Origin of the sequence: Faecalimonas umbilicata, from assembly GCF_042846195.1 — a bacterium.
GTDB classification, from domain to species: domain Bacteria; phylum Bacillota; class Clostridia; order Lachnospirales; family Lachnospiraceae; genus Faecalimonas; species Faecalimonas umbilicata.
Genome location: NZ_AP031411.1, coordinates 271,810 through 296,944 on the forward strand (window position 1 = coordinate 271,810; position 25,135 = coordinate 296,944).

Annotated in this window: 19 protein-coding genes; 11 read left to right on the forward strand and 8 right to left on the reverse strand. The window is 37.0% G+C overall.

The window, feature by feature from the left end; all coding sequences use genetic code 11:
- The first annotated feature begins 37 nt into the window (after positions 1-37).
- The 3 genes from ACGG81_RS01330 to ACGG81_RS01340 are packed head-to-tail and all read left to right on the forward strand — an operon-like array spanning position 38 to position 6,034.
- Positions 38-3,175, forward strand: a complete 3,138-nt coding sequence (locus tag ACGG81_RS01330) for a type 2 lanthipeptide synthetase LanM family protein (RefSeq protein ID WP_173684412.1) — start codon at positions 38-40, stop codon at positions 3,173-3,175.
- A 42-nt stretch (positions 3,176-3,217) separates the two neighbouring features.
- Positions 3,218-5,314, forward strand: a complete 2,097-nt coding sequence (locus ACGG81_RS01335) for a peptidase domain-containing ABC transporter (RefSeq protein ID WP_390109114.1) — start codon at positions 3,218-3,220, stop codon at positions 5,312-5,314.
- 54 nt (positions 5,315-5,368) lie between these two features.
- The gene (locus ACGG81_RS01340; protein WP_025580954.1) at positions 5,369-6,034 is read left to right on the forward strand and encodes a DUF6973 domain-containing protein; all 666 of its coding nucleotides are present in this window, start codon (positions 5,369-5,371) and stop codon (positions 6,032-6,034) included.
- Positions 6,035-6,714: 680 nt separating this feature from the next.
- Here the strand turns inward: ACGG81_RS01340 and ACGG81_RS01345 are convergent.
- The 5 genes from ACGG81_RS01345 to ACGG81_RS01365 form a co-directional block, all read right to left on the reverse strand.
- Positions 6,715-7,644: a hypothetical protein gene (locus ACGG81_RS01345; protein WP_059085305.1), complete on the reverse strand. Its 930-nt coding sequence runs from the start codon at positions 7,642-7,644 to the stop codon at positions 6,715-6,717.
- 25 nt (positions 7,645-7,669) lie between these two features.
- On the reverse strand, positions 7,670-9,676 hold the full coding sequence (locus ACGG81_RS01350; protein ID WP_025579348.1) for a VirD4-like conjugal transfer protein, CD1115 family: 2,007 nt from the start codon (positions 9,674-9,676) through the stop codon (positions 7,670-7,672).
- Positions 9,666-10,733 carry a hypothetical protein gene (locus ACGG81_RS01355; protein WP_025579350.1) on the reverse strand — a complete coding sequence of 356 codons (1,068 nt, stop codon included), beginning with the start codon at positions 10,731-10,733 and terminating at the stop codon, positions 9,666-9,668. The genes ACGG81_RS01350 and ACGG81_RS01355 overlap by 11 nt, the downstream gene beginning before the upstream one ends.
- A 178-nt stretch (positions 10,734-10,911) precedes the next feature.
- Positions 10,912-11,577: a DUF6100 family protein gene (locus ACGG81_RS01360; protein ID WP_025579351.1), complete on the reverse strand. Its 666-nt coding sequence runs from the start codon at positions 11,575-11,577 to the stop codon at positions 10,912-10,914.
- 7 nt (positions 11,578-11,584) lie between these two features.
- Positions 11,585-12,115, reverse strand: coding sequence for a DUF5697 family protein (locus tag ACGG81_RS01365; protein WP_054338136.1), 531 nt, complete (start codon positions 12,113-12,115; stop codon positions 11,585-11,587).
- A gap of 400 nt (positions 12,116-12,515) precedes the next feature.
- Between ACGG81_RS01365 and ACGG81_RS01370 the strand changes: the two genes are divergently transcribed.
- The 7 genes from ACGG81_RS01370 (at position 12,516) to ACGG81_RS01400 (ending at position 18,843) form a co-directional block, all read left to right on the forward strand.
- A complete protein-coding gene (locus tag ACGG81_RS01370; protein WP_114002469.1) occupies positions 12,516-12,689 on the forward strand; it encodes a plantaricin C family lantibiotic in 174 nt (57 codons plus the stop codon).
- A gap of 54 nt (positions 12,690-12,743) precedes the next feature.
- Positions 12,744-15,854 (forward strand): type 2 lanthipeptide synthetase LanM family protein, encoded by a 3,111-nt coding sequence (locus ACGG81_RS01375; RefSeq protein ID WP_117843977.1) that lies wholly within the window; start codon positions 12,744-12,746, stop codon positions 15,852-15,854.
- Complete coding sequence (locus ACGG81_RS01380; protein WP_054338131.1) at positions 15,835-16,377, forward strand: hypothetical protein; 543 nt, start codon at positions 15,835-15,837, stop codon at positions 16,375-16,377. The genes ACGG81_RS01375 and ACGG81_RS01380 overlap by 20 nt, the downstream gene beginning before the upstream one ends.
- Before the next feature lie 148 nt (positions 16,378-16,525).
- The gene (locus ACGG81_RS01385; RefSeq protein WP_114002467.1) at positions 16,526-17,293 is read left to right on the forward strand and encodes a hypothetical protein; all 768 of its coding nucleotides are present in this window, start codon (positions 16,526-16,528) and stop codon (positions 17,291-17,293) included.
- A gap of 181 nt (positions 17,294-17,474) precedes the next feature.
- Positions 17,475-17,804 (forward strand): DUF1648 domain-containing protein, encoded by a 330-nt coding sequence (locus ACGG81_RS01390; RefSeq protein ID WP_054338147.1) that lies wholly within the window; start codon positions 17,475-17,477, stop codon positions 17,802-17,804.
- 50 nt (positions 17,805-17,854) lie between these two features.
- The gene (locus tag ACGG81_RS01395) at positions 17,855-18,271 is read left to right on the forward strand and encodes a DUF3788 domain-containing protein (protein WP_054338130.1); all 417 of its coding nucleotides are present in this window, start codon (positions 17,855-17,857) and stop codon (positions 18,269-18,271) included.
- Between the two features lie 53 nt (positions 18,272-18,324).
- Positions 18,325-18,843, forward strand: coding sequence for a ClbS/DfsB family four-helix bundle protein (locus ACGG81_RS01400; protein WP_054338129.1), 519 nt, complete (start codon positions 18,325-18,327; stop codon positions 18,841-18,843).
- A gap of 315 nt (positions 18,844-19,158) precedes the next feature.
- On the opposite strand, the gene ACGG81_RS01405 is transcribed toward ACGG81_RS01400, so the two are convergent.
- The 3 genes from ACGG81_RS01405 to ACGG81_RS01415 all read right to left on the reverse strand — a co-directional run bounded on the left by ACGG81_RS01405 (position 19,159) and on the right by ACGG81_RS01415 (position 23,576).
- Positions 19,159-19,692, reverse strand: a complete 534-nt coding sequence (locus tag ACGG81_RS01405) for a hypothetical protein (protein ID WP_015526878.1) — start codon at positions 19,690-19,692, stop codon at positions 19,159-19,161.
- A complete protein-coding gene (locus tag ACGG81_RS01410) occupies positions 19,692-20,909 on the reverse strand; it encodes a helix-turn-helix domain-containing protein (protein WP_055154206.1) in 1,218 nt (405 codons plus the stop codon). The genes ACGG81_RS01405 and ACGG81_RS01410 overlap by 1 nt, the downstream gene beginning before the upstream one ends.
- Before the next feature lie 420 nt (positions 20,910-21,329).
- Positions 21,330-23,576 (reverse strand): glycoside hydrolase family 3 N-terminal domain-containing protein, encoded by a 2,247-nt coding sequence (locus tag ACGG81_RS01415; RefSeq protein WP_390109125.1) that lies wholly within the window; start codon positions 23,574-23,576, stop codon positions 21,330-21,332.
- 283 nt (positions 23,577-23,859) lie between these two features.
- On the opposite strand from ACGG81_RS01415, the gene ACGG81_RS01420 reads away from it, so the two are divergent.
- The gene (locus tag ACGG81_RS01420; protein ID WP_390109127.1) at positions 23,860-25,086 is read left to right on the forward strand and encodes a helix-turn-helix domain-containing protein; all 1,227 of its coding nucleotides are present in this window, start codon (positions 23,860-23,862) and stop codon (positions 25,084-25,086) included.
- The last annotated feature ends 49 nt before the right edge of the window (positions 25,087-25,135 follow it).

The window sequence follows — 25,135 nt, forward strand, 5'->3', positions numbered from 1 at the left end:
CAAATTCAAAATTTTTTACATAATGGAGGAGATTATTATGGATAAAAATAATTGTGACAATAATTCCTATTTTTATGAAAGAAATTATTATAAGGATGTTCCAATCAAAGATACTCAAATATTAGAATATTGGAATAACATTTTAGGTAAAGATGTTATTGAATCAATAGATAAGGCTTATGGGGTTTCTATAGAGCAGATATTATTTTCAGAGTATTCGTTAAATCATAAATATATTAGCTTTGCAACGTTAAATCAGGAATATTCTGATATGTGTAATGAGAAGGCTATATCCTATTTGACTAAAAAAGGGACAAAAGTATTATTTGATCAATTTGTTCTCAGGTTTCTGGGATATGGGAAACGGGTTTTAGAAAGAAAGAGTAGAAAAGGATATATTGTTAAAGTAATTCAGGACTGTTTTTTGAAAAATTTAGCGGAAAGGATTTTAGATGTTTCTTTAAGCACTCTTATTTTTGAAATGTATTTAGCAAAAGAACAAGGAGAACTTAGAGGAAATGATGAAGCAGAAGAATATAACGACTATAATCAGAGATTTCTTGGTAATGATAAGTATATAAAAGAATTATTTTCCATATATCCAGGTCTTAAAAGAATGCTGATAGAATTAATGGAAAATTTGGCAAATAATTATATATTATTGCAGGAAAGAATGGAAAAGGATACTTTACTTTTAGAAGATAAATTTGGTGGGAAAAAGAGCTGGACTGAAGTAAAAGATATAAGAACGAGTGGTTCAGATTCACATAAGAAAGGAAATAGTGTTTTTTTAATTCAGTTTCAAGATGGAACAAAAATAGTTTATAAACCACACGGACTGAAGGTGGAGAAAGCATATCAGTCATTTTTGGAATTTATTTCTTCCAATTGTAAAAAGGACTTTAGGCAATTTTTGATTCTGGATTGTGGGGACTATGGATGGGAAGAATTTGTAGTTAATCTTCCTTGTAACAGTGAGGCTGAAGTCAGGAATTATTATTATCGGATAGGAGTGCTTGTTTTTTGCAATTATATATTAAATGTCAATGATATACATACTGAAAATCTTATTGCTAATGGGGGATATCCGGTTGTTGTAGATGCCGAGACTGTCTTAGATAATAAAAGGGACAAAAAGAAAAAATCAGGTAGAGAAAAAATTTACGATAAGATACATGAATCAGTGTTGTATTCTGGAGTACTGCCTTTTTATAAATACACTAAAAATGGAAAAGGTATAAATATGAGTGCTCTTAATGGCCAAGAGGGAGAGCAATATCCAATACTGATTCCAAGATTAAAAAATGCTGGGACATCAAATATGCATTATGAATATGAAAGACCTATTACTCAAGCTAGTAATAATTTACTGAGACTGGGGGAAAAGGTAAAAGAACCTAATCAGTATATAGATGAGATATGCGAAGGTTTTTTTGACGCATATACATTTTGTTTGGACAATAAGAAGCTTATATTAAACTATGTTTCGATATTTGAAAATATTGAAGTTAGGCATTTAGTCCAAGATACTCAGCGGTATTCCATGCTATTGCACACATCATACAATCCGGATTTTCTTCAAGATGCGAAAGATAGGCAACTATTTTTGTGTGCAGTGTTAAAAAATGTGGAACAGATGCAAGGGAATATGGAAATTGCAAAACTGGAAATAAAGGATATGCTGAATATGGATATTCCATATTTTTATAGCAATACTTCAAAAGAAGATCTTTATGGATCAGAAGGGGAAGTGGTGAAGAACTATTTTGCTGAGTCTAGTATTCAACATCTTAGAAATAAGATCTGTTCTATGGGCAAGAAAGATAGAGAAGAACAGATTAGATTTATAAAAATAATTTTAACAGATTTGAATGATGTAAAAGTTGAGAAACCTAAAAAAGATATAAATGAACTTTGTATAAGTAGAAGCGATAATGAACATGGACAAAAGGAATATAAAAAAAATGCCATATTAAAAATTTTACATACATTAGAGCAAAAAGCTTTTTATGGTGATGATGGGCAGGATATAAATTGGATAGGAATAACATCTATTGGAAATTCTGAAAATTCTTCTTGGAATATCCAACCATTAGGGGTTTATTTATATGAAGGATTAGGAGGAATTGCCCTTTTTTATAATGCACTACAGCAATCAGATTTTGATGTGGATTTGTCAGCAGCCTGCAAAGCATTTGAGACCATGATGTTTCAATATACCGATGATATGTTGGAACGATCCACGGATTTAGAAAAGGAAAGTAGCGGTGCTTATGCGGGGGAAGCTTCTGTTATATATGTATACGAAGTTTTATATAAGATAACAGGAAAACAAAAATATTTAGAATATGCAGAAAAACATTGCAAAATTTTAGAGTATGCATTGAAAGCAGATGAAAATAATGATCTGATTTATGGTAATGCAGGTGCCGTTATTGTTCTTCTTAATCTTTATCACTTAGCTCAAAAGGATATATATTTGCAATTGGCGTGCGAAGCAGGGAACATTCTTATAAAAAATCAGAATAAGGGTAAGTGGTGCTGCGGAAACGGGCAGAGCTTATCTGGGCTGTCACATGGAATTACAGGTATAATTTATGCTCTTACAAAGTTAAATAATGAGCAATTTCATATTGAATATCAAAAGGCAATACACTCTGGATTAATATATGAAAATACCATGTATTCTGATAAATATAATAATTGGTTAGACAATCGGGAGGAGGCAAAAAAAGAAGAAAACTCTGATAATAGATGCATGGCAGCATGGTGTCATGGGGCACCAGGGATTTTATTGGCAAGAAGTAAGATGTATAACCTGGTTAAAGACAGTAGTGATTATATAACAGTACAATGTGATATTGAACGTGCACTATTTGCGACAAAAATGTATGGATTTACAGATAATGACTGTCTATGTCATGGGAATTTGGGGAATACAGAAATATTACTTGAATATTCAAAAGAATGTAATGATGAAGAAGTAAGACATATGATGTTGTCTGCGAGAACACAAATTGCTATGGATATTATAAATGAAAATTACGATTGTGCAAGGTCTTATTTGCATGGGTATAAGATACCAGGATTTATGACAGGAATCTCAGGAATGGGATACTCTCTATTAAGAGATTTGTACCCAGAATTACCATGCATTTTGGCTCTGGAGATTTAGGAGCGTAATTGCTAAGTAATATTTAACAAAGGGAGGAACTTGATGTTTCAAAAAAAAGTGCATTATGTTTCACAGCTAGGAAGCATGGATTGTGGCATAGCATGTCTGACAATGATTCTTAATTATTACGGGTGTAAAAGTGATATCGTGGACATAGGGGCAGAGATTCAGATTGGCAGAGACGGTATGACCTTAGCTCAAATGAAAGAATTAGCAGAAAAGTATGGATTTAAATTTGCTGCATACCAGTATAATCATGAAGAAAAAAACTTAATAGAGTATCTTCCAGCCATTTTGTGTAATGATTCCCACTATGTGGTAGTTGATAAAACTAAGAAGAAAGGAAAATATATTCTGTTTGATCCAGCAAATGGAAAAAGAGTTGTCGATTTTTTAGAATTAAAAAACGGATACAAGGATATTCTTGTATCCGTTATTCCAAGTAGAAATATTAAGAAAATAAAAAAAACCAAATTTAAAATAGAGGTAAAATTCTCTCAATTTATGATTGCAATTATGTTGATGCTTATGTGTCAACTTATTACATTAGCTGTTCCAATGGTTGTGCAAAAAGTAATAGATAGTTTATCTTCTGCCCATATTACAATTCATATATGGAAAATTACACTTTTAGTTCTTCTGATTATGTGTGCCCATTTTGTATTGAGCTTACTAAGACAGAAAATTTTATTGAATATTAACATGAAACTTTTTAAAACAATGATTTCTAATATGATTCATAAAATTTTCCGTTTGGATGTAAGTTTTTTTGAATGGCATTCCGCAGGTGACATAGGGAACCGTTTCAATAGTATAAATCAGTTGAACGACATTCTTACCAATGTATTTATAAACATTATAATCCAAGGGATTACATCCTTGGTATGTTTAGCTGTTATGACCAGTATATCTCCATATTTGACTGCATTTGTTCTAGTTGTTTCTATTATACAGATCGCCATAATGATTTTATTAAATGGTAAAAATCTCATAAAGACGAAAGAGTATATATACTCACAGAGTACAATACAGGGAGAACTGATAGATACTCTGGAGAATATAATGGAAATAAAATGTATGGGGATGGATAATGCAGTTAAATCAAATTTACAAAATTCTTATAGTAAGTTAATAGAAAGATTCAAGGGAAAAACTCGAATTAGTAATTTGATGAATAGTTTTTCCTCAACCTTAAACTTGATTTTCCCTTTAATGATTTACGTGATTGGAAGTTATAGTGTGAAGCAAGGAGGGTTAACGATAGGACAACTTATAGCCTATGCAACCTTAGTGGGATATTTTACAGCACCTTTTACTACCGTTGTATTGTTGTTACCGAGTATCAATAGTATTAAAGAAGTGCTTTTACGTTATAAGGAACTAATGATTTTTAGAGAAAATTATCATACGGGAGTTCTTGTACCTGGAAAATTTGAAAATTTAAAAATAAGTTCGGTTTCATATTGCTACAATAGTGGGCAGGCATACGCATTGAATAATGTTTCTCTTGATCTTAGGCGAGGCGAGAGAATTGCTATTGTTGGTTTATCGGGTAGTGGAAAATCAACCTTGATAAAAGCCATACTGGGTGCCGTGGATATTAATCAAGGATGTATTGAGATAAATAATTATGATATCAGATCAATGTCGAAGGAACAGATTTATAAATGGTTTTCAGTAGTTACTCAAAATCCTATGTGCTTAAATGCAAGTATAAGAAAGAATATTGATATTATAGGTGATGCTCCGGATGAGAAAATATGGAAGGTACTAGACATTGTAGCATTAAAAGAGGAAGTTTTAAGTATGCCGTTGGGATTGGATACACTTGTTGGAGAAGGAGGACAAAATATTTCAGGTGGTCAAAAACAGCGTATTGCCATAGCAAGAGCTCTGCTTAGCGATACGGAGGTAGTTATTTTTGATGAAGCTACCAGTAATCTGGATCAGCTTACAGAAAAGAAAATTTATGATAACCTAAGGTCTACCAATAAAACGCAAATTATCATTACTCATAGACTTTCCTCTATTCGAGATACGGATTATATCTATGTATTGAACAGGGGAAGCATCATTGAACAGGGAACACATTTGGATTTGATGAAGAAAAAGGGATGGTATTTTGAGAGTATTCAATGACAGATAGGAATTAAATTATGATATGAAAAGCCATTGTATGGGGAGGTATTACAGATGAAGAAGAAAGAGATAGTTATTGGGGTGAGCGTACTGATTAGTGCATCACTTCCCATTTCAGTTTATGCTGCTTCAAATGAAAGTATGAGTTCTAGAGGTTTTATAATTGATGAAACTAATGAGTTTGAGGATATCGTTAAGCAAATTTTAGATGTTAAGTCAAAACATCCGGAATGGAGTGAACAGCAGATAAGTGATTTTATGGATCAGATTCATGCTATTAAGAAAGATGGCGTCATAGACATTTGGAACGCACTTACTTCTTCTGAGAAAAAATTAGTGATTCGATATCCGTTTGATGCACTAAAAGTCAATAAAGCAAAGGAAATTGCCACTAAACAAACCGAAAGAAAATTCGGAAAAAATGGTTTGGGTGACAGGAGTGACGCATTTAGACACGGAATATGGAATGCCGAAATGACAGTTTTGATAGGAAGTGAAAAAGCAGAGCTTTTTGCGACAGCACATGAAGATAAAGATACTACTGGAAACGAAAGCGATGGATATACAAAAGATGAGCACAAAAAAATGGATTTACATAACAATGAAATAGGGAGGAAATTAGGTGCAGATAACCTATCTGCACCAGAAGAGAAAATGGCGGAAATCATATATGACGAGATAATGAGAGAAGATTCGCTGTTTGTATGGCTGCATGAATGAAAAAGTTAGAACGTATGAACTGAAATGAAATATATCTCTAAGACAGTCGCAGATATTTTATTGATGTTTAGATATCTGTGACTGTTTTTGAATAGAAATAATAGTCGTTAAAAATGTCTGCTCTGACTAAATTTGAAAGAAGAATCAGAATGAGAACCAAGTACTAATGTATAGCCATGAATTAGATGTGAAATCTGTTAAATGATGGTCAAATGAGAATGAGGGGGCTGTAGAAAAATATTTATCAACATATTATTTGTCGATTTAGTTTAAGTAATGACAATAACAATAATAAAGGGGGACTTGATTTCTCATATCCCCCAGTGTATAATCTAATTAAGAAAGGTAATCAGATGCAAGATCTGATGCCCTCAGTAAAATTTAATTTTTTTCTATGTTAAGACATAGCATCCATCAAACTTTCTCAGGGTTTATCGTGGATGCTATTTCTTATCATGTCGATTATCTATGTAAGTCAGAGCCGCAAAAACTACTAAAAGCAATGTGAGTACTTCCATTGTGTTCATGGGCATCACCCTCCTTTAAAAACTAGAGGGCTGGTCGAAATTGCATCCGCATCTCTTTCTCGATTAGCTATACTCGCTCAGTATAGCATGGAATATCTTGTATCGCAATAAGAAATGGATGTAGTGAGCTCCTTTTCATATTGCTTTTGGTAATCAGATATTTTGTTTGATAATCCTTGTAATGATGCCAACAGCAACATTCCGTTCTTCATCAATATGTGTCACAACAAAGGACACCTTATCTTTCTTCCCAACGGTGCGGCTGTCGTAGCAACTGTGAGCAATGGCGTTGACACCCAATTCTAACCGGACAAAAACAGTTCCTTTGTGGATGTCTTCCACCGTACCGGCATATTTTCCTTGTACCCGACAATTTTTCAGATTTTCTTTGCTGGTGTTGCCTTCCACGCTTTTTACATCTGCATGGATAGAGAGCGTTTCCGGGGAATCTCCCTGGATAGCTAAGATCCGGACCAGAATATGTTCCCCTACCTGGAATCGTTCCCTGGCATCACCCAGCCAGTCAAAAGACAGATCTCTTGCAAGGATGGAAGTTTCTACACCAAAGATTTCTGCCCGGACTACTTTTTCAGCAACGGCAATGACTCTGGCCTGCACAATACGGTCTTCGTGGATTTTATTCTGTCCGGAAGAGTCCTGATCAAAATAGAAAATCTGACGTTTCTTCAGCATAGCATCTTTCCGGCTGGCAACGATGCTTCTGGATTTGGTATCCAGTCCTTTGATTACAAAGTCGATTTCACTACCAAGCATGTTATTAAGGACTTTGTTCTGTCTAAGAGAGAAATCTCCGTAATCATGAGTTTCATCTTGGATCAGATTGATCATCATTTCCGAGATAGGGATGACTGCCCGATAATCTTTATAGTAAATAATTGCTATTAAGCTGCCGGCTTCGGTCTTTTCAATACCTCCCAGAATGCCGGTGAGAATTTTCCGGGTACGATAGGCATTTTGGATGTCATGCCAGATTAAATCCGCTTTTGATTGAGCAGTTTCTAATACAGTATCGGAGTCAAGGGTTAAAATAGGGGTGTTCAGGTTCATTGTTTCGTTTGCCATAAATGTTATCTCCTTTCAAAATGTGTTATGACATGATGGAATCTTTATCTAAAGGAACCATGCCAGAGTCGGGGGAATCTTCTATAAAATTTTCCTGAAAGAAATCCTCCATAAAATCATCGGGAGTAGGTTCCTGATAAACGGGTTCGGATGTAAAATGTGGTTTCTGTTTTGCTATTGACGCAGAAGATGAACGGCGTTTCCTTTTGGCTGATCCGGGTGAGGGCTGTGGTCGATACTCTGTTTCTTCCGAAGACCCATTTTTGCGCCATTCAGGTATGTGTTCCGATGCTTTTCTTGGTGTCAGCTTTTTGGCATCTGGATGCAGGGTATAATCGTACTTTTCTACTTTTAGGACTTTTTGCCCACGTAGGATAACCAAAGCAGTATCAAGCGGGAGCCGCAAGATTTCATCTGGTGTTAAGAGTTTTCGTTTGCCGATAGATTTTGTCTGCCGGTATTCCGGTGTATAGTCGGATACCCGCCAGCTATTGAGCTGCTTGGCTTCGCTGCTTACCCCTACGGTCACATCGCCGCTGCGGTTGCTGATAAAGGTAGCAGTAACTTCATCTGTGCAGCCCAAAAAGAGCTGGGTATCACAGTTGCCAATGATTTCCTGCCATTGGTTATAAGGATAGCGGTTCTGCATCTGGGGCAAATTCTGAAAGATGCAGGAAATGCTGAGATTCCGGCTTCGGATTACACTGATTTTCTTATTCAGTTCCAGGATAGCTCCGGTGTTGGCAAGCTCATCAGCCAGTATATGTACAGCAACAGGAAGTTTTCCTTCTTCTCCATACTTATCTGCATAACGGACCAGTTTGATGAAGATGAAGGTCATAAACAGGGAAGATAAAAAATCGAAGGTGCTGTCCTGGTCTGAGGTAATGCAAAAGTAAGCACATTTCTGTTTCCCTGGAAGTGTCAGATCAATCTCATCATAAGAGGTAATCTGCCGAATGAGTTTATTCTGAAATACCTGAAGTCTGGCACCCAATCCGATAATAACTCCGCTTCGCACGGTATCACTGGCTTGTTTGTAGATGCAGTAAGGAACTTTTGCTGGATGGGACACTGGGAGCAGATCAAAAAGACTGTTCAGCTCCTTTTCGGAACTCATGGTCAGCAGCTTATAAACCTGTCCAATATTTCTGGCTTCCGGCGGAAAGCCCTGATCTACATAGAGAACCAGGGCTTTTAGCAGGTTCATCTCCGCATTATCCCAGAAATGATCTCCTTTTCCGGAACCTGTATTCTGGATAATGACATCTGCAAATACCTGAGCCATCGTTTCTTGTCCATTGATTTCACCCAGACAATTCCAACTATCCGAGTTTTCCGGATTGACCAGATTAAATGCTTTTACTACATAGCCCTCATTTTCCAGATAAGCAGACATGCTTTCATAGAGTTCGCTTTTGGGATCGGTAATGATTAAACTTTCCCCGGAAGCGTTGTTGCCTTCCTGCCCTCTGGCGACACACTGGAAAATCATATTCCTGGCAAATGCCCTGGATTTCATGGAACCGCTGGCACCATACACGGCGATATTTTTATTCATTCGTGTTTGATATGGAAGACATACGGCTTTGCCATTTAATTTTCCTAAAATGGTTCCTTTATTTTTCTTGACATCTCCGGTCAGTTCCAAAACTTTCATCATTTCATCTGGAGTCATGAATCCGGATGTACCGTAGGTTCCTTTTGTAGAGTAATTTAAGTTCCGGTCATGGTCACTAATTTCCCCGTTTCTGTCATATCCCATACGCATAAGTAAAAAAGTAAGAAGCCCAAAGAGAACCAGGCAAAGAAAAATCCCATACAAATTGTATGGGAAATCGGTAAGGGCGGTATGAAAGCAGACCAATGGGTGTAAAGAAGCTGCTTGCGGATAGGTTCCGTTGCCGGCAAAGTTTCCGGCAGAAGTCCATTCCTGATAGTTTTTAATAAATTGTGCTGCGTATCCTCCGGCATACAGAGTGCAGACGCTTATGGGAAGCAAAAACAGGAACTTCCACCATTTACGGTTCATTGAAAAACCTCCTTTTAAACTTTTGAAAATCAATGCTGGAGAAGTGTATATCTGCAGTTAGGTATTTTTTCAGGCAGGGAAGCTGAAAGTCAAAGCAAATCAGGTTCCCGGATAGCCCATATACATTTAATCCAGTATTGAAGCGGTTGATACGCTGCATGTCAAAATCATACGCAAGCAAAATAGGATTTTCCTGGCTGTCTATTCCATCATGTTCAATTGGCAGATCCTCACGCTGGGGAAAACAGTCGGACAGTAGTAGCTGATTGAGCTGCATCATACGCTGGGGTTGTACCAATAAACGGAGCAGGTATTCTCCGTAGCTGTTATTGGGCAGGAAATAGAAGTGTTCATACGAAGTATCCAGCATGAACAGTGTTTTTTTGTATCCACCGGTACTGGTAAGGAGCCGGAAAGCCATATCCATATCACTGCCAGTCATGATGGCATAAACGGTAGGTGGCCCATGGTAAGGAAGTCCCTGAAGATAGTGCTGCAAAAAAGCATTGAGTCGGACTTCCGTTTTGTATTCCCATTTTAGAAGTGTATTTCCGGTATTATAAACAGCATAGACACAGTGAGGAGCCATCAGGATTCCTATACAACGGGAATTTTTAATTTTGGTAGTGGATGCTCCAAGATTTTTTATTTCTCTGGAAGAGTAAAACAGAGGAAGGCTTCGCACAGGAAACGTAGCCGCTTCGCTGGATTCAGAAAAAAGCAGCGGCTTTTCATCTGGAAAGAATGGGATTCCGGCATGTGAAAGCGTTAAATAGGTTTCTGCTTTTTGATGAAGTCGCAGCCGTCTTGGTAATTCACTACGTATGAGGTTGGTTTCTGCATTTCCGGTTAAATAGTTTTGAAAACGACAGGGATTTTGCGAAAGCAGCAGTTCTTTTGCCCGTTTGGTAAGGCGATAACCTCGTAGGCCATCTTTATAGTGTGTTCTTATAAGCTTACTCTGCTTTAAATCTGTAACCACCTTCTCTGCATAGGAATCACTCTCAATCAATCTGTTAAGCTGTCCGGAAGGGAATTCCCCACATAGCCCAACCATTTCCAAAAGCTGATATTTTATAGAATCGGTTTTTATCAAATAAGCATCACCTCAGTTCGATTTTTACCTATGACAGCCTATACTTGGGTAAAGTAAGGGCGGTATTAAGCATAAAAAATGCAAAGAATATGGCTTCTTTGCAGAAAAATTACCCATATCGGAAAAAGAAAGAAAAATATCAGGAAATTTCCGATATGGTTTTGATAGACTCTTTTCTATCTTTCAGCCAGCCAGGAAAGATTTCCGGTTCCATTACAAAGATAACGGTGTGATCGTAATTCCCCAGTTCCGTAGTGTGATAGGAGTCGCAAAAGAGTCCCGTATCATCAACCAGAACATAGGAAGCGATAGTATCTAAAATCTGTTTGAACTCCAAATTATCGTAATCACGTATCCGTTGTAAAGAAAGGCTCTGGTCATAAATTTGACTAAAACAGACCACACATCTTTTATATAACGGAATAGAATGTTCTGTCACATAAGTCTGCAAGGCAAGGTTTAATGGCTCATGTAGAAAAGCGGTGTTGGTTCGCAATTTACGTTTGGGCAGTAGTCCTGGCATGGTAATGGAAAGAACACTATTTGAAAAAGAGATTTTGATTCCCTGCACAGCCGCAGCCTGTTTCAGATAGTCTTTCTTTCCAGTGTCAGTTGTGGTATATACCAGATTTCTGAGCTGGCAGGCAATCCTTTCAGAACGTAGGGCAGCACTGATACTCAGCTCTTCGTATTTGTCGGCATACGCTTGAATATCTGTTGTTTTCAATGCAAAAATAGTGTTGTGAAGTTTTTGGACTTCATCATCAATGCTCTGTAAACGGTCAAAAACAGTTTTGGTGTTCATACATACCTCATTTCTTTGCATAATAGCTGACAGATCCGGTAGAGGAGTCTACAAGGCAAAAGGCAATCACGCCTGTGATATGAATTTTTGCAGCCTGTTCTTCTGTTTCTAATACAACCAGCCGTTTCGCATCGCTTTTTGTCTGGCTTTCCATGACATGATTGATAAGATATTCTTGTTCCTGGGGGACATAGAGGACTTCATACCACTCATCTTTAGAGAAAAAGTTCAGTTTCACAGGAAATTCACCGTCAGTATGGTACACAATGGCTGTTTTGAAGTCCAAAAGCACCCAAAAGGATGCAATCATGCCATAATCAGGATTGTTTGCAGATTCCTGGCTGTCGAAGAGAAGCCCGTTCTCCTTATCATAGATAATGCGTTTTTGTTTTACCAGACTTGTGATCAGAGATTTGATAGACTCTCTGTTTTTGGAAAAGAGCCGTAAGACCTGTTCATATTGCAACGAATGGTAAGTTGTAATGAACCGGAGCAGTTGGGCACCTTCCCCTTGATAGATTTCATTTCTTGTTTTCATGGTAATCTCCCTTCATTATATAATAGGAAGTTTTACTTACACTGTACGCACAGAATACGTTTTATTTTAGGGGAAGTACGCTGTACGTACTGTGTAAGTATTGGCTACTGTCAGCGAAAGGTTTACGGGTACAAAAAAAGCACCGATTAAGGTGCTGGGGAAAATAGGAATACTATAAGCAATACCTATTGTAACATGGGTAAAATTACCCTTCAATCGCAGAAGTGTGCCAAGTTGTGGCATATTTAGGAAATGATAAAGACAGTTGAAAACCAATTAGGAAGAAAAAATGTCAATCTATACCAAAAATAAAGACGAAATTCGGAGATAGGATATAATAAAAATCAAGATACTTAGGTATCAAAAGGTCCTAGTTCTGAAGAAAGGAATGGTGGATATTATGAGAAAATTTGACAGAACAAATATGAAATATAACAACCCGGCTGGAGATCTTTTGACAGAATTAGAAGCAGCAGATTTGACAAGTAACAAAGTTGATAGTTTAGCTTCATCAGGTGTGGTTTGCACAATTTCTGTTGAATGCGGAAGTATTTTTACACTTGCTTGTTGCTAATTAACCAAAGATGATTTTAGAACTAGGGCCTGGATTAAGAGAAAGGGAGATAACATGAAAAAATCTAGTTATTTATCTGAAAGAGTGTATGATGCTATTCCGTCTGAAATAAATATGGAGTCTTTAGAGTATTGGAAGAAAATACTGAAGGAGGAAGGATTACAATATGTAAAGAAAAACCACCTTGAGTATTTTTTTGGTTTTATAAATAATTGTGCTTTTAGTAGCCACGAGAAGAGTCAACCACGAAATTTTGTGAAATTGTCTTTGAACAAAAAGGCGTTTAGGCATGAGGGTGAGAAAATGGTTTTCGGAGCATTTTATGATCCTTTTGTGCAAGAGGCAAATAGACAGCTTAGAGAAATAGTTATACAAAGACGATATATCAATGAATCGATTCTATTTGATTTTCAGCAATTTTTGTTTAATTCGCTTAATAATCTTTGTATCCGAACTTTAATTTATGAAATGCATATATGTGGACAAGAAGGCGTGTTAAGGGGAAATGAATCTGAACAGTATCAATATTATATCGACCATTTTTTAAAGGATAAACAATATTTGAATGATTTATTTTCGCTTTATCCAGTGTTAGAAAGAAGGATAAATGAAATTATACAAAATGCGATAGATATTTACAAAGAAGTGATAGAGCGCATTGAGAAAGATGCAGATGTTTTAATGAAAAAATTTAATATCACTGAAAAAGGATTTGTCGTAAACCATCTTTCGACAGATTTTTCTGATTCGCATAAAAAAGGGAGAAGAGTATTTTGTGTGGAATTTGTATCGGGAGATAAAATTTTATATAAACCACGAAGTTTGCAAAATGAGATTAAGCTACAAGAGATTACAAATTATTTCTATAGAATATGTAATTTGGGAAGTTATGAGTATTCTATACTTGATAAAGAAATGTATGGTTGGTGCGAAATTGTAATACAAAGAGATTGTAAGTCTATAGAAGAACTTTCAAGATATTATCAAAGAATAGGGATTATTTTGTTTATAAATTATCTTTTGGAAGGAGGAGATATTCATTTTGAAAATCTCATTGCATGCAATGAATATCCAGTTATTATTGATGCGGAAACATTTATAGGAAATATAGAAGAGAATAATGGGAAAAGTGCAGCAGAAAAAGTGGCTAGTCTTTTAAGAAAATCGGTGTTGTATTCAGGAATACTCCCCTTTTATTCATGGAATAACGCAGGAGATACAGGAATCAATATGAGTGCCATTAGTGGAGAAGAAGGACAAAAATTCCCGATAAAAATCCCCTTTATTATCAATCCGAAGTCGGTTAACATGAGGGTTGTCTATGATTATCCAGTATCGAAAGGAAATCACAATTTGGCAATGCTAAAAGGAAGGTTTATTCAACCCTCCGAATTTGCAGATAAAATTATCCAGGGATTTGAAAGTGCATACTTAGGTGCAATGGAAAATACAGAAACACTATTAAGAATCATACAACAATATGGTGAATTAGAGGTGAGATATCTGATTAGAAATACACAACAGTATGCAATTGTGTTGAGTAGTTCATATCATCCTGAATTATTAGTGGATGGAGGAGCACGAAATTTATTTTTTTATTCATTGGCAAATGGAAATCTTCAAAATCAAAGGAGTAGATCTCTTATTGAGTATGAAATTGAAGATTTATTAAGTGGTGATATACCGTATTTTTATTTTCGTGGAAGTAAAAAAAACATTTATACTTGGGATGGCAGAGAAGTAAAGGATTTCTTTAGTAAGCCAGCTTTGCAGCAAATTGAGGAAAATATACAGAATTTGTCCTATAAGAATTTAGAACAACAGACGCAATATATTAAAATTACTTTTAATATGGAGAATGCAGGAACAAGGAAAATAAAGAATAAAAGGTTAAAACTAGATCTTTATAGTAATATGGCCAAAACGGCAGAAGAATTGGCAAAAGAGCTGCTAGATAAAATAGGAACAAATGCGATTTATAGCGAAGATGGAGCAGACGTTAATTGGATTGGCGTAAAATTATTTGGTATAAAAGAAAATCAGTGGATGATCCAGGCATTACCGAATACATTATATGATGGTACGGTTGGGATTAATTTGGTATTCCATTTATATGAATGGATATACCATGACAGAAAATATCATAAGATTTGTGAGGTTTTAGATAATCGTTTGTTGAGGTATATTGATACTATAAGTGAAGGGGAACAGAATATCGAAGACTTTAATACAGGAATCTTTAGCGGCGAAGGTTCGATTTTATATACGTTGGGTATTTTATATGAAATATATGATGATATCAAGTATAAGGAATATTTCGATAAGTGGCTAAATTGTATGGAAACACTTATCTTAGAAGATCGTTTGTTCGATATGATTTCGGGAAATTCGGGAATAGTTTTGGTTCTGATTAATATGTATAGAAAAACAAAAAAGCCTATTTATCTACAAAAAGCTATACAAATAGCAGAACAATTGATAGAGAATATGATTACTGAAAATGGAAAAGTTGGTTGGAAATCAGAGGTGGTTCCTGAAGTATTGGCGGGATTTGCACATGGAAACAGTGGTTTTATAGAACTATTTTCAAGATTATATGAGGTATATCCACAAACAAAATATTTAGATATCCTTTCAAGTTTAGTAGAATATGAAAATTCTTTATACTCAGAAAAGGATAATAATTGGATTGATTTAAGAAAGTTTTCAGAGGTTGATCAGCATAAGAGTCAACCAATAGCGTGGTGCCATGGAGCTGCGGGTATTCTGTTATCCAGATTAACCTTATATAATGCCATCAAGAATTTAGGAGAAACTGCATTGCTTCAGCAAGCTATTAAAGATATAAGCCTTGCTAAAAATAAATTAATTGAAGACGGGTTACATGCAGGTTTCTGCCTATGCCATGGAAACATGGGAAATTTATTGATTTTAAAAAGATATGCAGAAATTTTTGATGATAAGCAGGTAAGAAGCATTTGTGATTCTCGATTTGAACAGATTTTGGAATTCCTTAATGAGGAAAATATATTACCAACAGAATTATACAATCCAGGTTTTATGACTGGTTTATCAGGAATCGCTTATGCTTTGTTAAAATATAAGATGCCCAAATTACCATTGCTTATAGGAGTTGAGGGAATATATGATAGAAATGAAGTTTAGTAAAAATGATGAAGAAGATGGGTTGTTCCGCATAAGTTCGAGAGACATAGTTGGATTTTATAATTGTAGTAGTAAACAAGAGCGTAAGATAACAGACATTATAAAATGCTATGGAACAACAAAAAGCATAAAAGAAGTTGAACTGAAAAACATGAAGCCAGAGGATAATGTTACAGTATCTCGGTATATAGAGAGAAATGTAGGTTCAATTATAAACAAAGATTATGTGATTGAAGGCTTTCTGGGAATGGGGAAGTTGTCCGATTGTAAAGACGAAATGGTTAGCAGATTGGATATATCTAAGAGATACTGCTTAGAAATATTAGTGGCATTTCTTCAAGAAGCAGACATTATTATTTTGCATGAAATGTTTGAAAATGTTTGGAATCATACTATAGAGGAAATTTTAGTTGAATTTTCACTAAGAGGAGCAGTGGTTGTGTTCTCAGAACATGGTGAAGAATCATTGATGAAATTACCAATGCACAGTTACGACCTAAGTGGTAGGTGTGTTGGATGGTAGAATAATTGGGGAATATGATTTTTCATATTCCTTGAGATATATAGGGTAGAAAATATATTTAGCTGCAATGTTTTGTCCCTCCATAGTTAACGAATCTATCTAAATAAGAAATAGGTTATATCAAACAGATTTTACAAAGGAGAAATACATGGAGAGAGTTTTAATAATATCTTATATTATCAGTATGATACTTACGGCAGGCTTTATTTATTGTATTTATAGAGAGAAATATTGGGTTTTTGAATTTGTAAACAGAATAAAGAAGCCGATACAGCAACTTGTTTATGTTTTTCTTATGCTCCTATCATCGTATGCCTATATATGCTTTTCGTTACTCATAAAGGCTGATTTTAATGCTGTGATATGTGCGGTGCTATTACTTCTTTTGATTTGGGCTATGGACTATCTGTTTTCTTTATGTTTTAAAAAAAATGATTTGGGGATAAGTGAAAAAAAACGCTATATTTTTATGGCGTATGTGGGAGCCTGCATATCGGGATTTATTATTGCAAGTCGTGATGCTTCGAAAATGGCTTTAGAAATTCCAAATATAACAATTAGCGTTTTGATCGGAGCTTATGTACCTTTTACATTATTATTAGAGGATGGGAAAAAAGGGAAAGTAGAATTGCAAAGTATGAAAGAAGAATGGGAGGAAAAGTATAAGAAGACATTTCGTGAACGTAAGGTCAAAGACATTCTTTCTGCTCTACTATTTGCGATGGTATATGGCGTTTTACTGGTAGGGGCGTTATCTCCTGCTCAAAATATCATCAATGATATTGCTTCAGGGATAGGAATGGGGATGGCTACAGTGGTTGTTGCCTTTGTAGGGTTGGTTGAAGTGAAAAACAGGTTAACGAAAAGGAGGAATAAAAGAGAAGACGCAGATCAAGAGAAATCCGATACAGAGTAGAAGGGGCAAGACAGCAAGGAGTATTTAGCCGGAATTATTTCAAATGTACCTCACAAGATTGGATGTTGATGCGATATAAATGATATGATATACTGAAGTCCATATTATTAGATTTGTGGAGAAATAGGGATAGCCAAGAGAAAAAATATAAAATTAAATTTTGCAGAAAGAAGGCATTTTTATGAAACTTGTAGGAAGCAGAAAATTAACATGGGGAATTTGCAGTATTGGTGTTTTATTAGCAATAGTAAGCGTGTTTTTCTTACCTCAGATTATTCCTGTTCATTTTGCAAATGGGATAGCAGATGATTTTGGAAATAAGGTAGAGATTTTTTTATTTCCTATTTTGTTAATCATAATTACACTTTTGACTGGAAAAGAAAACATTAAATATTTCCTGACACATTCAAAAACATTTTTGACAGATATACAGTATAATTTGATGATAGATGGCGTTCTCGGAATTGTTTTGATTGCAGAAATTTATGTTATTTATGCTTCATTTGTTTAAGTGTTTCAACAAAAAATTCCAGTTTCTATAAAGAGCAAAGGAGAATGGTCATGATTGATATGCAGAATCAAGAGGAAATTCCGATCTTAGAGGATTTTGCGGCATATATTAGAAATCCAGTATTTATGAAATTTTGTTCCGAGATTAAAAAGAAGTACAGGTGCCATGAAAAAATAGAATTTAGCCGTTGTAGTTTAGAACGTGGTTGGAATGTAAAATTTAAAAAGTCTGGGAAAAGCCTGTGTACGATATATCCAAGAGAAGGGTATTTCACAGTGCTGGTTGTGATTGGTTCAAAAGTAAAAGAAGCAGTTGAGAATATTTTATGCGACTGTGCCCCAGAATTAAGAGAACTTTATGAAAAAACAAGATGGGGAAATGGACAAAAATGGCTTATGATTGATTTAGAAGATCAAGGAGAAATGTTTGCGGATGTACTTCAGCTTATTGAAATTCGCAGGGGATAATCAATTTTGGAGTGTGGAACAAGGAGTAAAGACGGAAGACTGCGAGGTAAACGATGAAGACGTATGAAAATAAAGAGGAACTAAAGGCAGAAATCAAGAGGGCTTACGACAAATATATTGCAGAGTTTAAGGATATCCCGGAATCCTTGAAGGACAAACAATGTATGGAGGTAGATCGAACACCTGCAGAAAATCTTGCATATCAGGTTGGGTGGACCGCATTAGTATTGAAATGGGAAAATGATGAACAGGCTGGACTTCCAGTGAAAACACCATCGGATGGTTTTAAGTGGAATCAATTGGGGGAATTGTATCAGTGGTTTACCGATACCTATGCCCATTTATCTCTAAAAGAACTAATGGGCATGCTGGATGATAATATACAGAAAATTTTTACAATGATTGATTCTATGACGGAAGAGGAGCTATTTTTACCACATAAAAGAAAGTGGGCAGATGAAGCTACCAAAACAGCAGTATGGGAAGTTTATAAGTTTATTCATGTAAATACAGTAGCCCCTTTTGGAACATTTCGGACAAAGATTAGGAAGTGGAAGAAGCTTTTACTTTGACACACAGATAGAGTTTTAGAAAATATCGTGCTTTTTTGTGCAAAAGAAAATAAATATATAATGCTATTTGGAGTGCATATTCAGTTTCAGGATATGCACTTTTTTAATAAAATAAAAGAGACAAACATTATTCAGATTCAAAGGGTAAGAAATTGTGATAAATCTATACGGTATGCTTTAATGGTTTTGGAATTTAACTTTTTTATGGTTTCACATGTTTTGAGATATTCGGATATAAAATTTGATAATTGATCCATAATAGGCACCCTCCTTTGTTTTTTTCAATTATGAGTGCCTATATGGAAAATGTCGATTTTATTTTGGGAAAAACTTATTTAAAGTTTCCAGTGTCCCCTTTGCAGAAAATCCCCATAGTATGCTGCTAAGAGCGTTAATAGCAGCCTGCCTCCTTCGGTAGTACGTCCGGTAGGAGATACTGGGAACGTGCTTTTCCAACTCTTCCAGGATTTCCTCTGTATTTTTCAGTTCATGGGGAGACAGAAAGGCGTAATATAATATCCAGTAATATTCTTCCCCATGCTTATGATTTTTCCGGAGCAGATCCACAGAAGAGAGAAGCAGCTTTATCATTTTGTTACTGCGGGCAATGCTTTTTGCCCATTCTTCAATCTGGCTGTCTCCCAGATCTGCTCCTGCAGCATAGATGGAATCTAGAAATTCGTCTACACTGGTGTTGTATTCCAGTTGGAATTGAATTTCCACCTGCCGGACAGCAACCATCAGGCTATAAGTAGAATCCCGGTAACAACGGAGCAGCTTATAGGTATCATGGTACAACGGATTATTTTCTACTTCAGCAGAAACAGGGTGGTGATTTTTCTTTGCCATTATACAACCCCTCCTTTCAACAGAACTTCTGGGATTTCAGCGAAGGCAGGTAAGGTATGCTGCAGAGGCGGAGTATGCCCTGGGACGTTGGTGACGGCGTGATTTTCCGGTTTTAGTTTTAATTCAAACTGATAGGCTGCTTTCCCCCAGGGGCAGATAATACGTAGTGAATATAGATATATACTATCCTTGCAGGCTGATAAAGGAGATAATATATACTTTGTTTTGGGGCATCTACAACAAGAAATGCCTTGTATTTCCAGTATTTCAGCGACTTTGCGAACAATGACTTTGATGTGTGATTCTGGAACGCAGGAGCCTTCCTGTGAAACGATGATTTGTTCGTCAGTAATAGATTCTGAAACGCATTCAGAATTGTTTTTGTCAGGCAAGGTATCTTCGGTTATATGTATTGGCAGTTGCATTTTCATGGCAATTTCCTCCTTATCAATCATGACATCACTGATATTAAACATAACGGACAGATAATTACGCAGATATACCATGCTACCATGTTTCCCGGAATAGGAAATCAGTGTGATCATGTCGGTATCTTCAAGTTTTTTAAGCAGACGGGATACAGAAGATTTCGACTGTTTCCAACGTCTGGCAAGTTCCTGATAACTGAACAAGGGATTTCCAGTCTGATTGCGAAAATATACTACTGGACCGGCATCAGAGCCTTGCACAGATGGATCATTATAGACTGCATGAATCCAAAGATCCAAAAGAGCATCCATTTCTGAACATTTTCCCAGTCCGATTAGTTTATGAACATCTGCGATTGGAAAAAAGAAAAACCCGATGTCTTTTTTGCATGGGTAATTATAGGAAAGGGCAGTATTATCTTTTGGCCAGTCTTTGATCTTGTATTGGATAATCTTATTTTTTTCGTGCAGTGAGTAGGTTAAAAGGTTTTGCTCAACCAGGGTATCCAATATGGATATGACCTGGTGCTGGAATTTTTGGCGGAAGTGAATCTGGAGTTCTTTAAGAGAACAGATCCATTCGCCAGGAACAACTTTGTAAGTAAGGTGTTCGATGTTCCGATAAGAGGAGCTGTAATTTGCATAAGAACATAAAATGAGAAAATAAAAAAGACAGGAACCTCCGTTGGTACGGATGCTTCTGTCTTTCATAAGGGTTTGTATAAATTCCCGGTAAATCCGGCAGCGTGGAAAATCCACAATTTGTTTTAATTCTAATTGATAATTCACGATAAACCTCCATATAATATTGTAGTTGTAGTAAAATAATTGTAGACGAAAGATACTAAAATGTATATAATATGCCCATAGGGGTGCTAAGTGGCATAGATTTGGCACAGTAAAATACCTGATATGGCATGAAAGCAACATGAAAATTAGGGTGGATATAAGGTGGACAGTTTGGAAAACCTTAGAGTTTTAGAGGGTTCCGAGGTTTTTTTCCGGGGTCTGCAACACCTCTATCACCAGTTCAAATCTGGTTGGCGCCTTAGAAAGTATCGAAGTGATTCGGTACTTTTTTTGTGCGGTAAAAGTTCTTTGGATTTTGTGTAAGAATGATTATGTCAAAGATTTTTAACAATTTCATGAGAAATGAAAAGAGAGGGCAAACGGATGTGCCCTCTCCTTTTTAGTTATTGGGTAAGATTTTTAAAACTCAAGCCCAAAATTCATTTCATAGTAATTTCCTTCGCTGTCACGGTAAGCGTATGCTTTGCCGTTCTCATCCTTCATTTCTTCCGGCATATAGAAGTCTTTGTCATATCCCGGTACGTCGTTGCGAGATACGCAGACACCGTCGGCATTGACAGCGAGAACACTGTCATCTTTTGGAAGGGTGATCGGCATTTTTCCGCTTGGAGTATAGGCACCGGTAATAATATCAATCGTTGCTTCCGGGAAAGTGTCAAATCCAGCGAGCAGTGCGTCAGAATAACGTTCGACATTTCCCACCATCCATGCGAGTGTAAAGTTAATATTAGAAATCACTTTTCCTCCATTTGCATGGATTGCTTCTGAAATCACGCGGATCTCATCAGTGCCAAGAAGTGTTGTTTCTTCGTGTGTCGCCTCAGCTGGTCTTCCGAGATCGTCAACATCGTGGACAGTTTTGTTCTCGCAGATATCCAGTTCGAGATATCCTTTTGTTGCGTTGAAGTATTCTCCGGAACTTGGACTTGCGAAGAGGAATGCATAGTCAGCATCCTCGTAATGATCTGTAAGTGTCACTCCTGGAGTTTCGGCTAAGATGCTGTGCAGTTTTTCTGTAAGCGCCTTGGCAGTATCTTCTTTTGATGCAAATCCTTTTGCAAAGATTTTTTTGTCTGCAAGTTTTTCTGCTGTCAGAGGGAGAAGCTGTTCTTTGTTTTTCAGAAGGACAACAGATTTGCGGTGTACGTCATCGGCATGTTTCCAGTGTACCGGATTTGCAATCACTTCTTTTGCAGTCTGCGGATCACGGTATGGGTTTTCAAAGACACCAAGTTCGAACATTTCTTTTAATGTGTGTGCGGCCGCAGTTGTGAGAGCTTCTTCAGACAATGTGATCTGCTCTAATGTATATCCGTCAGGAATTTTGTGCGCACCGTCTGTATAGTAGCCATTTGTTCTTCTATCTAAAGCTTCTTTTGCGGCAAATACATCAAAGGAACCGCTGATGATATCGACACCGGAATTAACTGCAAGTGCGATTCTTTCAGGAATGTCAAGTTCTTCCACACCCCATGCCATATTGATGGTGATACCGGAGTCGCTGTTGATATAGCCTTGGAAGTTCATCTGATTTTGCAGAAGTTCCTTTAAGAAAAACTGGTTAAACGCAAATCCAACTGGAATCATTTCAATCGGATTTCCATTCATGTCGTACTGGATGCCGCTCTTTTCAGCTGCAGGTTTTGCATAATAAGGCATGATAGAGGATACGTGGTTTGCAATAGAAGATCGGAATCCTGGCAGATGGTATTTCTGTAAGCTGTTTTCTGTCTGGTAGACATTCCATTGTCCTTGTTTGTAGTGTGGGTCAAATCCATTTTCACGAGCACCGCCGCCAGGGAAATGTTTGACAGTCATTGCAACACCATCTGTTGTTACACCATCTTTGCTTCCCTGAATGCCTGGAACAAGGCGGTCAAAAATATTGTTGATCAGTTCTGGATCTTCGCCGAACGTACCGTAAGTACGCTGCCATCTCGGATCAGATACGACGTCTGCCATGTACATATATCCTTTTTTCATTCCGGTTGCATCCCATTCTTCACGGATGCATTCTGCAAAATCATCGATCAGGTCAAGGCTGCTTCCTTTTACGGCAGCGGCAATTCCCATTGTTCCCGGCCATGTGGCAAATACACCAGCGGCATCGTTCATACCGAAGACGATCTCTCCGTTTTCGTTTCGTGAGTTTGATACCATGAGAACCGGAATCGCATGTGTTTCGCCTTCAGCAAGTGCATTCAGTTCGTTCATCCAGTCTGCCAGTTCGTCCGGTTTTGGATTTTCGCGCAGGATAAAGTGTCGGATTCCCATATCTTTTACTGTATACGTGGTTCCGTGATATTTTTCGGCGTTAAAGATCGTAGTGTCTTTTTCAATTACTTTTTCATCAAAAAGTCCGGTTGCATCGACTGCCTCTTTGTCTTCCTGGTAAGCTCCCATTTTTAAAGAATTGATGAAGAGCAGACCGATCTTTTCCTCGGAGGAAAGTTCCTCTGCAAGTGCTTTGGCACGTTCTGAAGGAGTTTTTCTCCAGTCTTTGTAAGTATTTAATGTTCCGTCACCGTTTAAGTCTTTGAAATAAAGACCATCGGATTCGATCACATCTTTGGCTGTTACACCAATCGTAGGCCCATTTGGGTTCTTATAGTAGCGAATCATTTCTGTTGCCTTTTTTGTTGACATTATTTTTTCTCCAATCTTATAAATTTATTCTTTCAGAAATATTTGTGGCAAGTAGATTCCAATTAGCAATCACTTGGAAAATCCGGAAGAATATACTTTTATTTTATCGTATTTTGTGAGATGAGATATTAAGAAATATGCTATAATATTATTGAAATATGCTGTCAGATGAAAAATAGCGGACAGTAAAAGGTATGTAAAAATAAGTCTGATTTTCTAAAATAAGGTTTAGGAAAGAATAGGGCAGCTTAGGGGGAAGAAGAGTTGTGAAAGGAGAGGAAACATGAAAACACATGAAGAACTGGTGCAGACTGCCAGAGTGCTGCACAAGGCGCTGAAGGTTGACCTGACAATCTACGGCGGTGACAGAGACTGTATTGTGAAATTCACAAAAAACCCATATCCCGAGGAATTGTGTGGAAAACTTTGGGATCATCCGGAGAAAATGTGGAAACATCTTGGGAAAGCGAAGGAAGATAGTGTTTCTTATCAGTATTTTCCAGAATTTCATCTCGTCTGTATGAATCTGAAGGTCATAGAGGAGGATGAGAGTTATTATCTGTCAGCAGGACCATTTCTGACGGAGCATTATTCAGAGCAGCTTGTCTTGAAAATTCTTCATAGCCAGAAGCTGTCACTTTCCAGAAAAGGGAAGTATGAACTCTTGTATTCACAGCTTCCATATTTTTCAAACCGGGTAAAATCGATGGCAGATGTCCTTTCGTATCTGATCAAAGTTTGTCCTGAGTGGAAACAGATCCCGGTCATATATGAGGAGATGCCCGGACAGGAGGAATGTGTGAAAGAAACAAGGAGAGAAAGGGAAGGGCTGTTAGAGAAGACAGATGTTTTGCTAAATTACGAGACGGAACGGCGATGGAGGGCTGCGGTGGAACAAGGAGATTTCCAGATGGCAAGGCGTGGAATCTCTCAGATGAGTAAAGGAGAATTTTTCTATCGAACCCCGGATAATCCGCTTCGTTCACAGAAGAATCTTTTGTTTACAGTCAATACGATCTGCAGAATCGCGGCAGTGGATGGGGGAGCAGATGTTGTGAGAGTACACGAGATCAGTGATTTGTTTGCGATCCGCATCGAGCAGGCGAGAAGCGGGTTGGAGACAACGATGTTGGAAGAGGAGATGTTGCGCGCATATTGTCAGATTGTGATGGAGACGAAGACGAGAGGACATTCAGCGCCTGTGGCAAAAGCAATCCAGTATATGTATGCACATTTTGATCAGCCGCTTACAATGGAGAAAATTGCGGAGGCGATTCATTTTAGTCCGGGGTATTTGTCGAGAACTTTCAAAGCAGAGATACATGTGACAGTCGGAGAATATTTGAACCGGCTTCGCATTGAGAAGGCAGAGGGAATTTTAAAAACAGGAGATTTCCCGGTTATGGAGGTCGCGATTATGACTGGATTTTCCAGTTATGCGAAATTCAGTGTAGAGTTTAAAAAATATACGGGAAAAACAGCGCGGGAATATATGGCAGCCATTCATTGACTATCCAAGGAGAGTTTGCTATGATTTCATAAAATAAATGAACAAAGGA

Coding starts and splice junctions, on each gene's coding strand:
- ACGG81_RS01405 (WP_015526878.1), bottom strand. CDS start 19,692: ATGGCAAAGAAAAATCACCACCCTGTTTCTGCTGAAGTAGAAAATAAT.
- ACGG81_RS01345 (WP_059085305.1), bottom strand. CDS start 7,644: ATGGCAAACGAAACAATGAACCTGAACACCCCTATTTTAACCCTTGAC.
- ACGG81_RS01400 (WP_054338129.1), top strand. CDS start 18,325: ATGAAGACGTATGAAAATAAAGAGGAACTAAAGGCAGAAATCAAGAGG.
- ACGG81_RS01355 (WP_025579350.1), bottom strand. CDS start 10,733: ATGGTTGGGCTATGTGGGGAATTCCCTTCCGGACAGCTTAACAGATTG.
- ACGG81_RS01335 (WP_390109114.1), top strand. CDS start 3,218: ATGTTTCAAAAAAAAGTGCATTATGTTTCACAGCTAGGAAGCATGGAT.
- ACGG81_RS01395 (WP_054338130.1), top strand. CDS start 17,855: ATGATTGATATGCAGAATCAAGAGGAAATTCCGATCTTAGAGGATTTT.
- ACGG81_RS01365 (WP_054338136.1), bottom strand. CDS start 12,115: ATGAAAACAAGAAATGAAATCTATCAAGGGGAAGGTGCCCAACTGCTC.
- ACGG81_RS01330 (WP_173684412.1), top strand. CDS start 38: ATGGATAAAAATAATTGTGACAATAATTCCTATTTTTATGAAAGAAAT.
- ACGG81_RS01420 (WP_390109127.1), top strand. CDS start 23,860: ATGAAAACACATGAAGAACTGGTGCAGACTGCCAGAGTGCTGCACAAG.
- ACGG81_RS01390 (WP_054338147.1), top strand. CDS start 17,475: ATGAAACTTGTAGGAAGCAGAAAATTAACATGGGGAATTTGCAGTATT.
- ACGG81_RS01370 (WP_114002469.1), top strand. CDS start 12,516: ATGAGAAAATTTGACAGAACAAATATGAAATATAACAACCCGGCTGGA.
- ACGG81_RS01415 (WP_390109125.1), bottom strand. CDS start 23,576: ATGTCAACAAAAAAGGCAACAGAAATGATTCGCTACTATAAGAACCCA.
- ACGG81_RS01375 (WP_117843977.1), top strand. CDS start 12,744: ATGAAAAAATCTAGTTATTTATCTGAAAGAGTGTATGATGCTATTCCG.
- ACGG81_RS01360 (WP_025579351.1), bottom strand. CDS start 11,577: ATGAACACCAAAACTGTTTTTGACCGTTTACAGAGCATTGATGATGAA.
- ACGG81_RS01350 (WP_025579348.1), bottom strand. CDS start 9,676: ATGAACCGTAAATGGTGGAAGTTCCTGTTTTTGCTTCCCATAAGCGTC.
- ACGG81_RS01340 (WP_025580954.1), top strand. CDS start 5,369: ATGAAGAAGAAAGAGATAGTTATTGGGGTGAGCGTACTGATTAGTGCA.
- ACGG81_RS01380 (WP_054338131.1), top strand. CDS start 15,835: ATGATAGAAATGAAGTTTAGTAAAAATGATGAAGAAGATGGGTTGTTC.
- ACGG81_RS01385 (WP_114002467.1), top strand. CDS start 16,526: ATGGAGAGAGTTTTAATAATATCTTATATTATCAGTATGATACTTACG.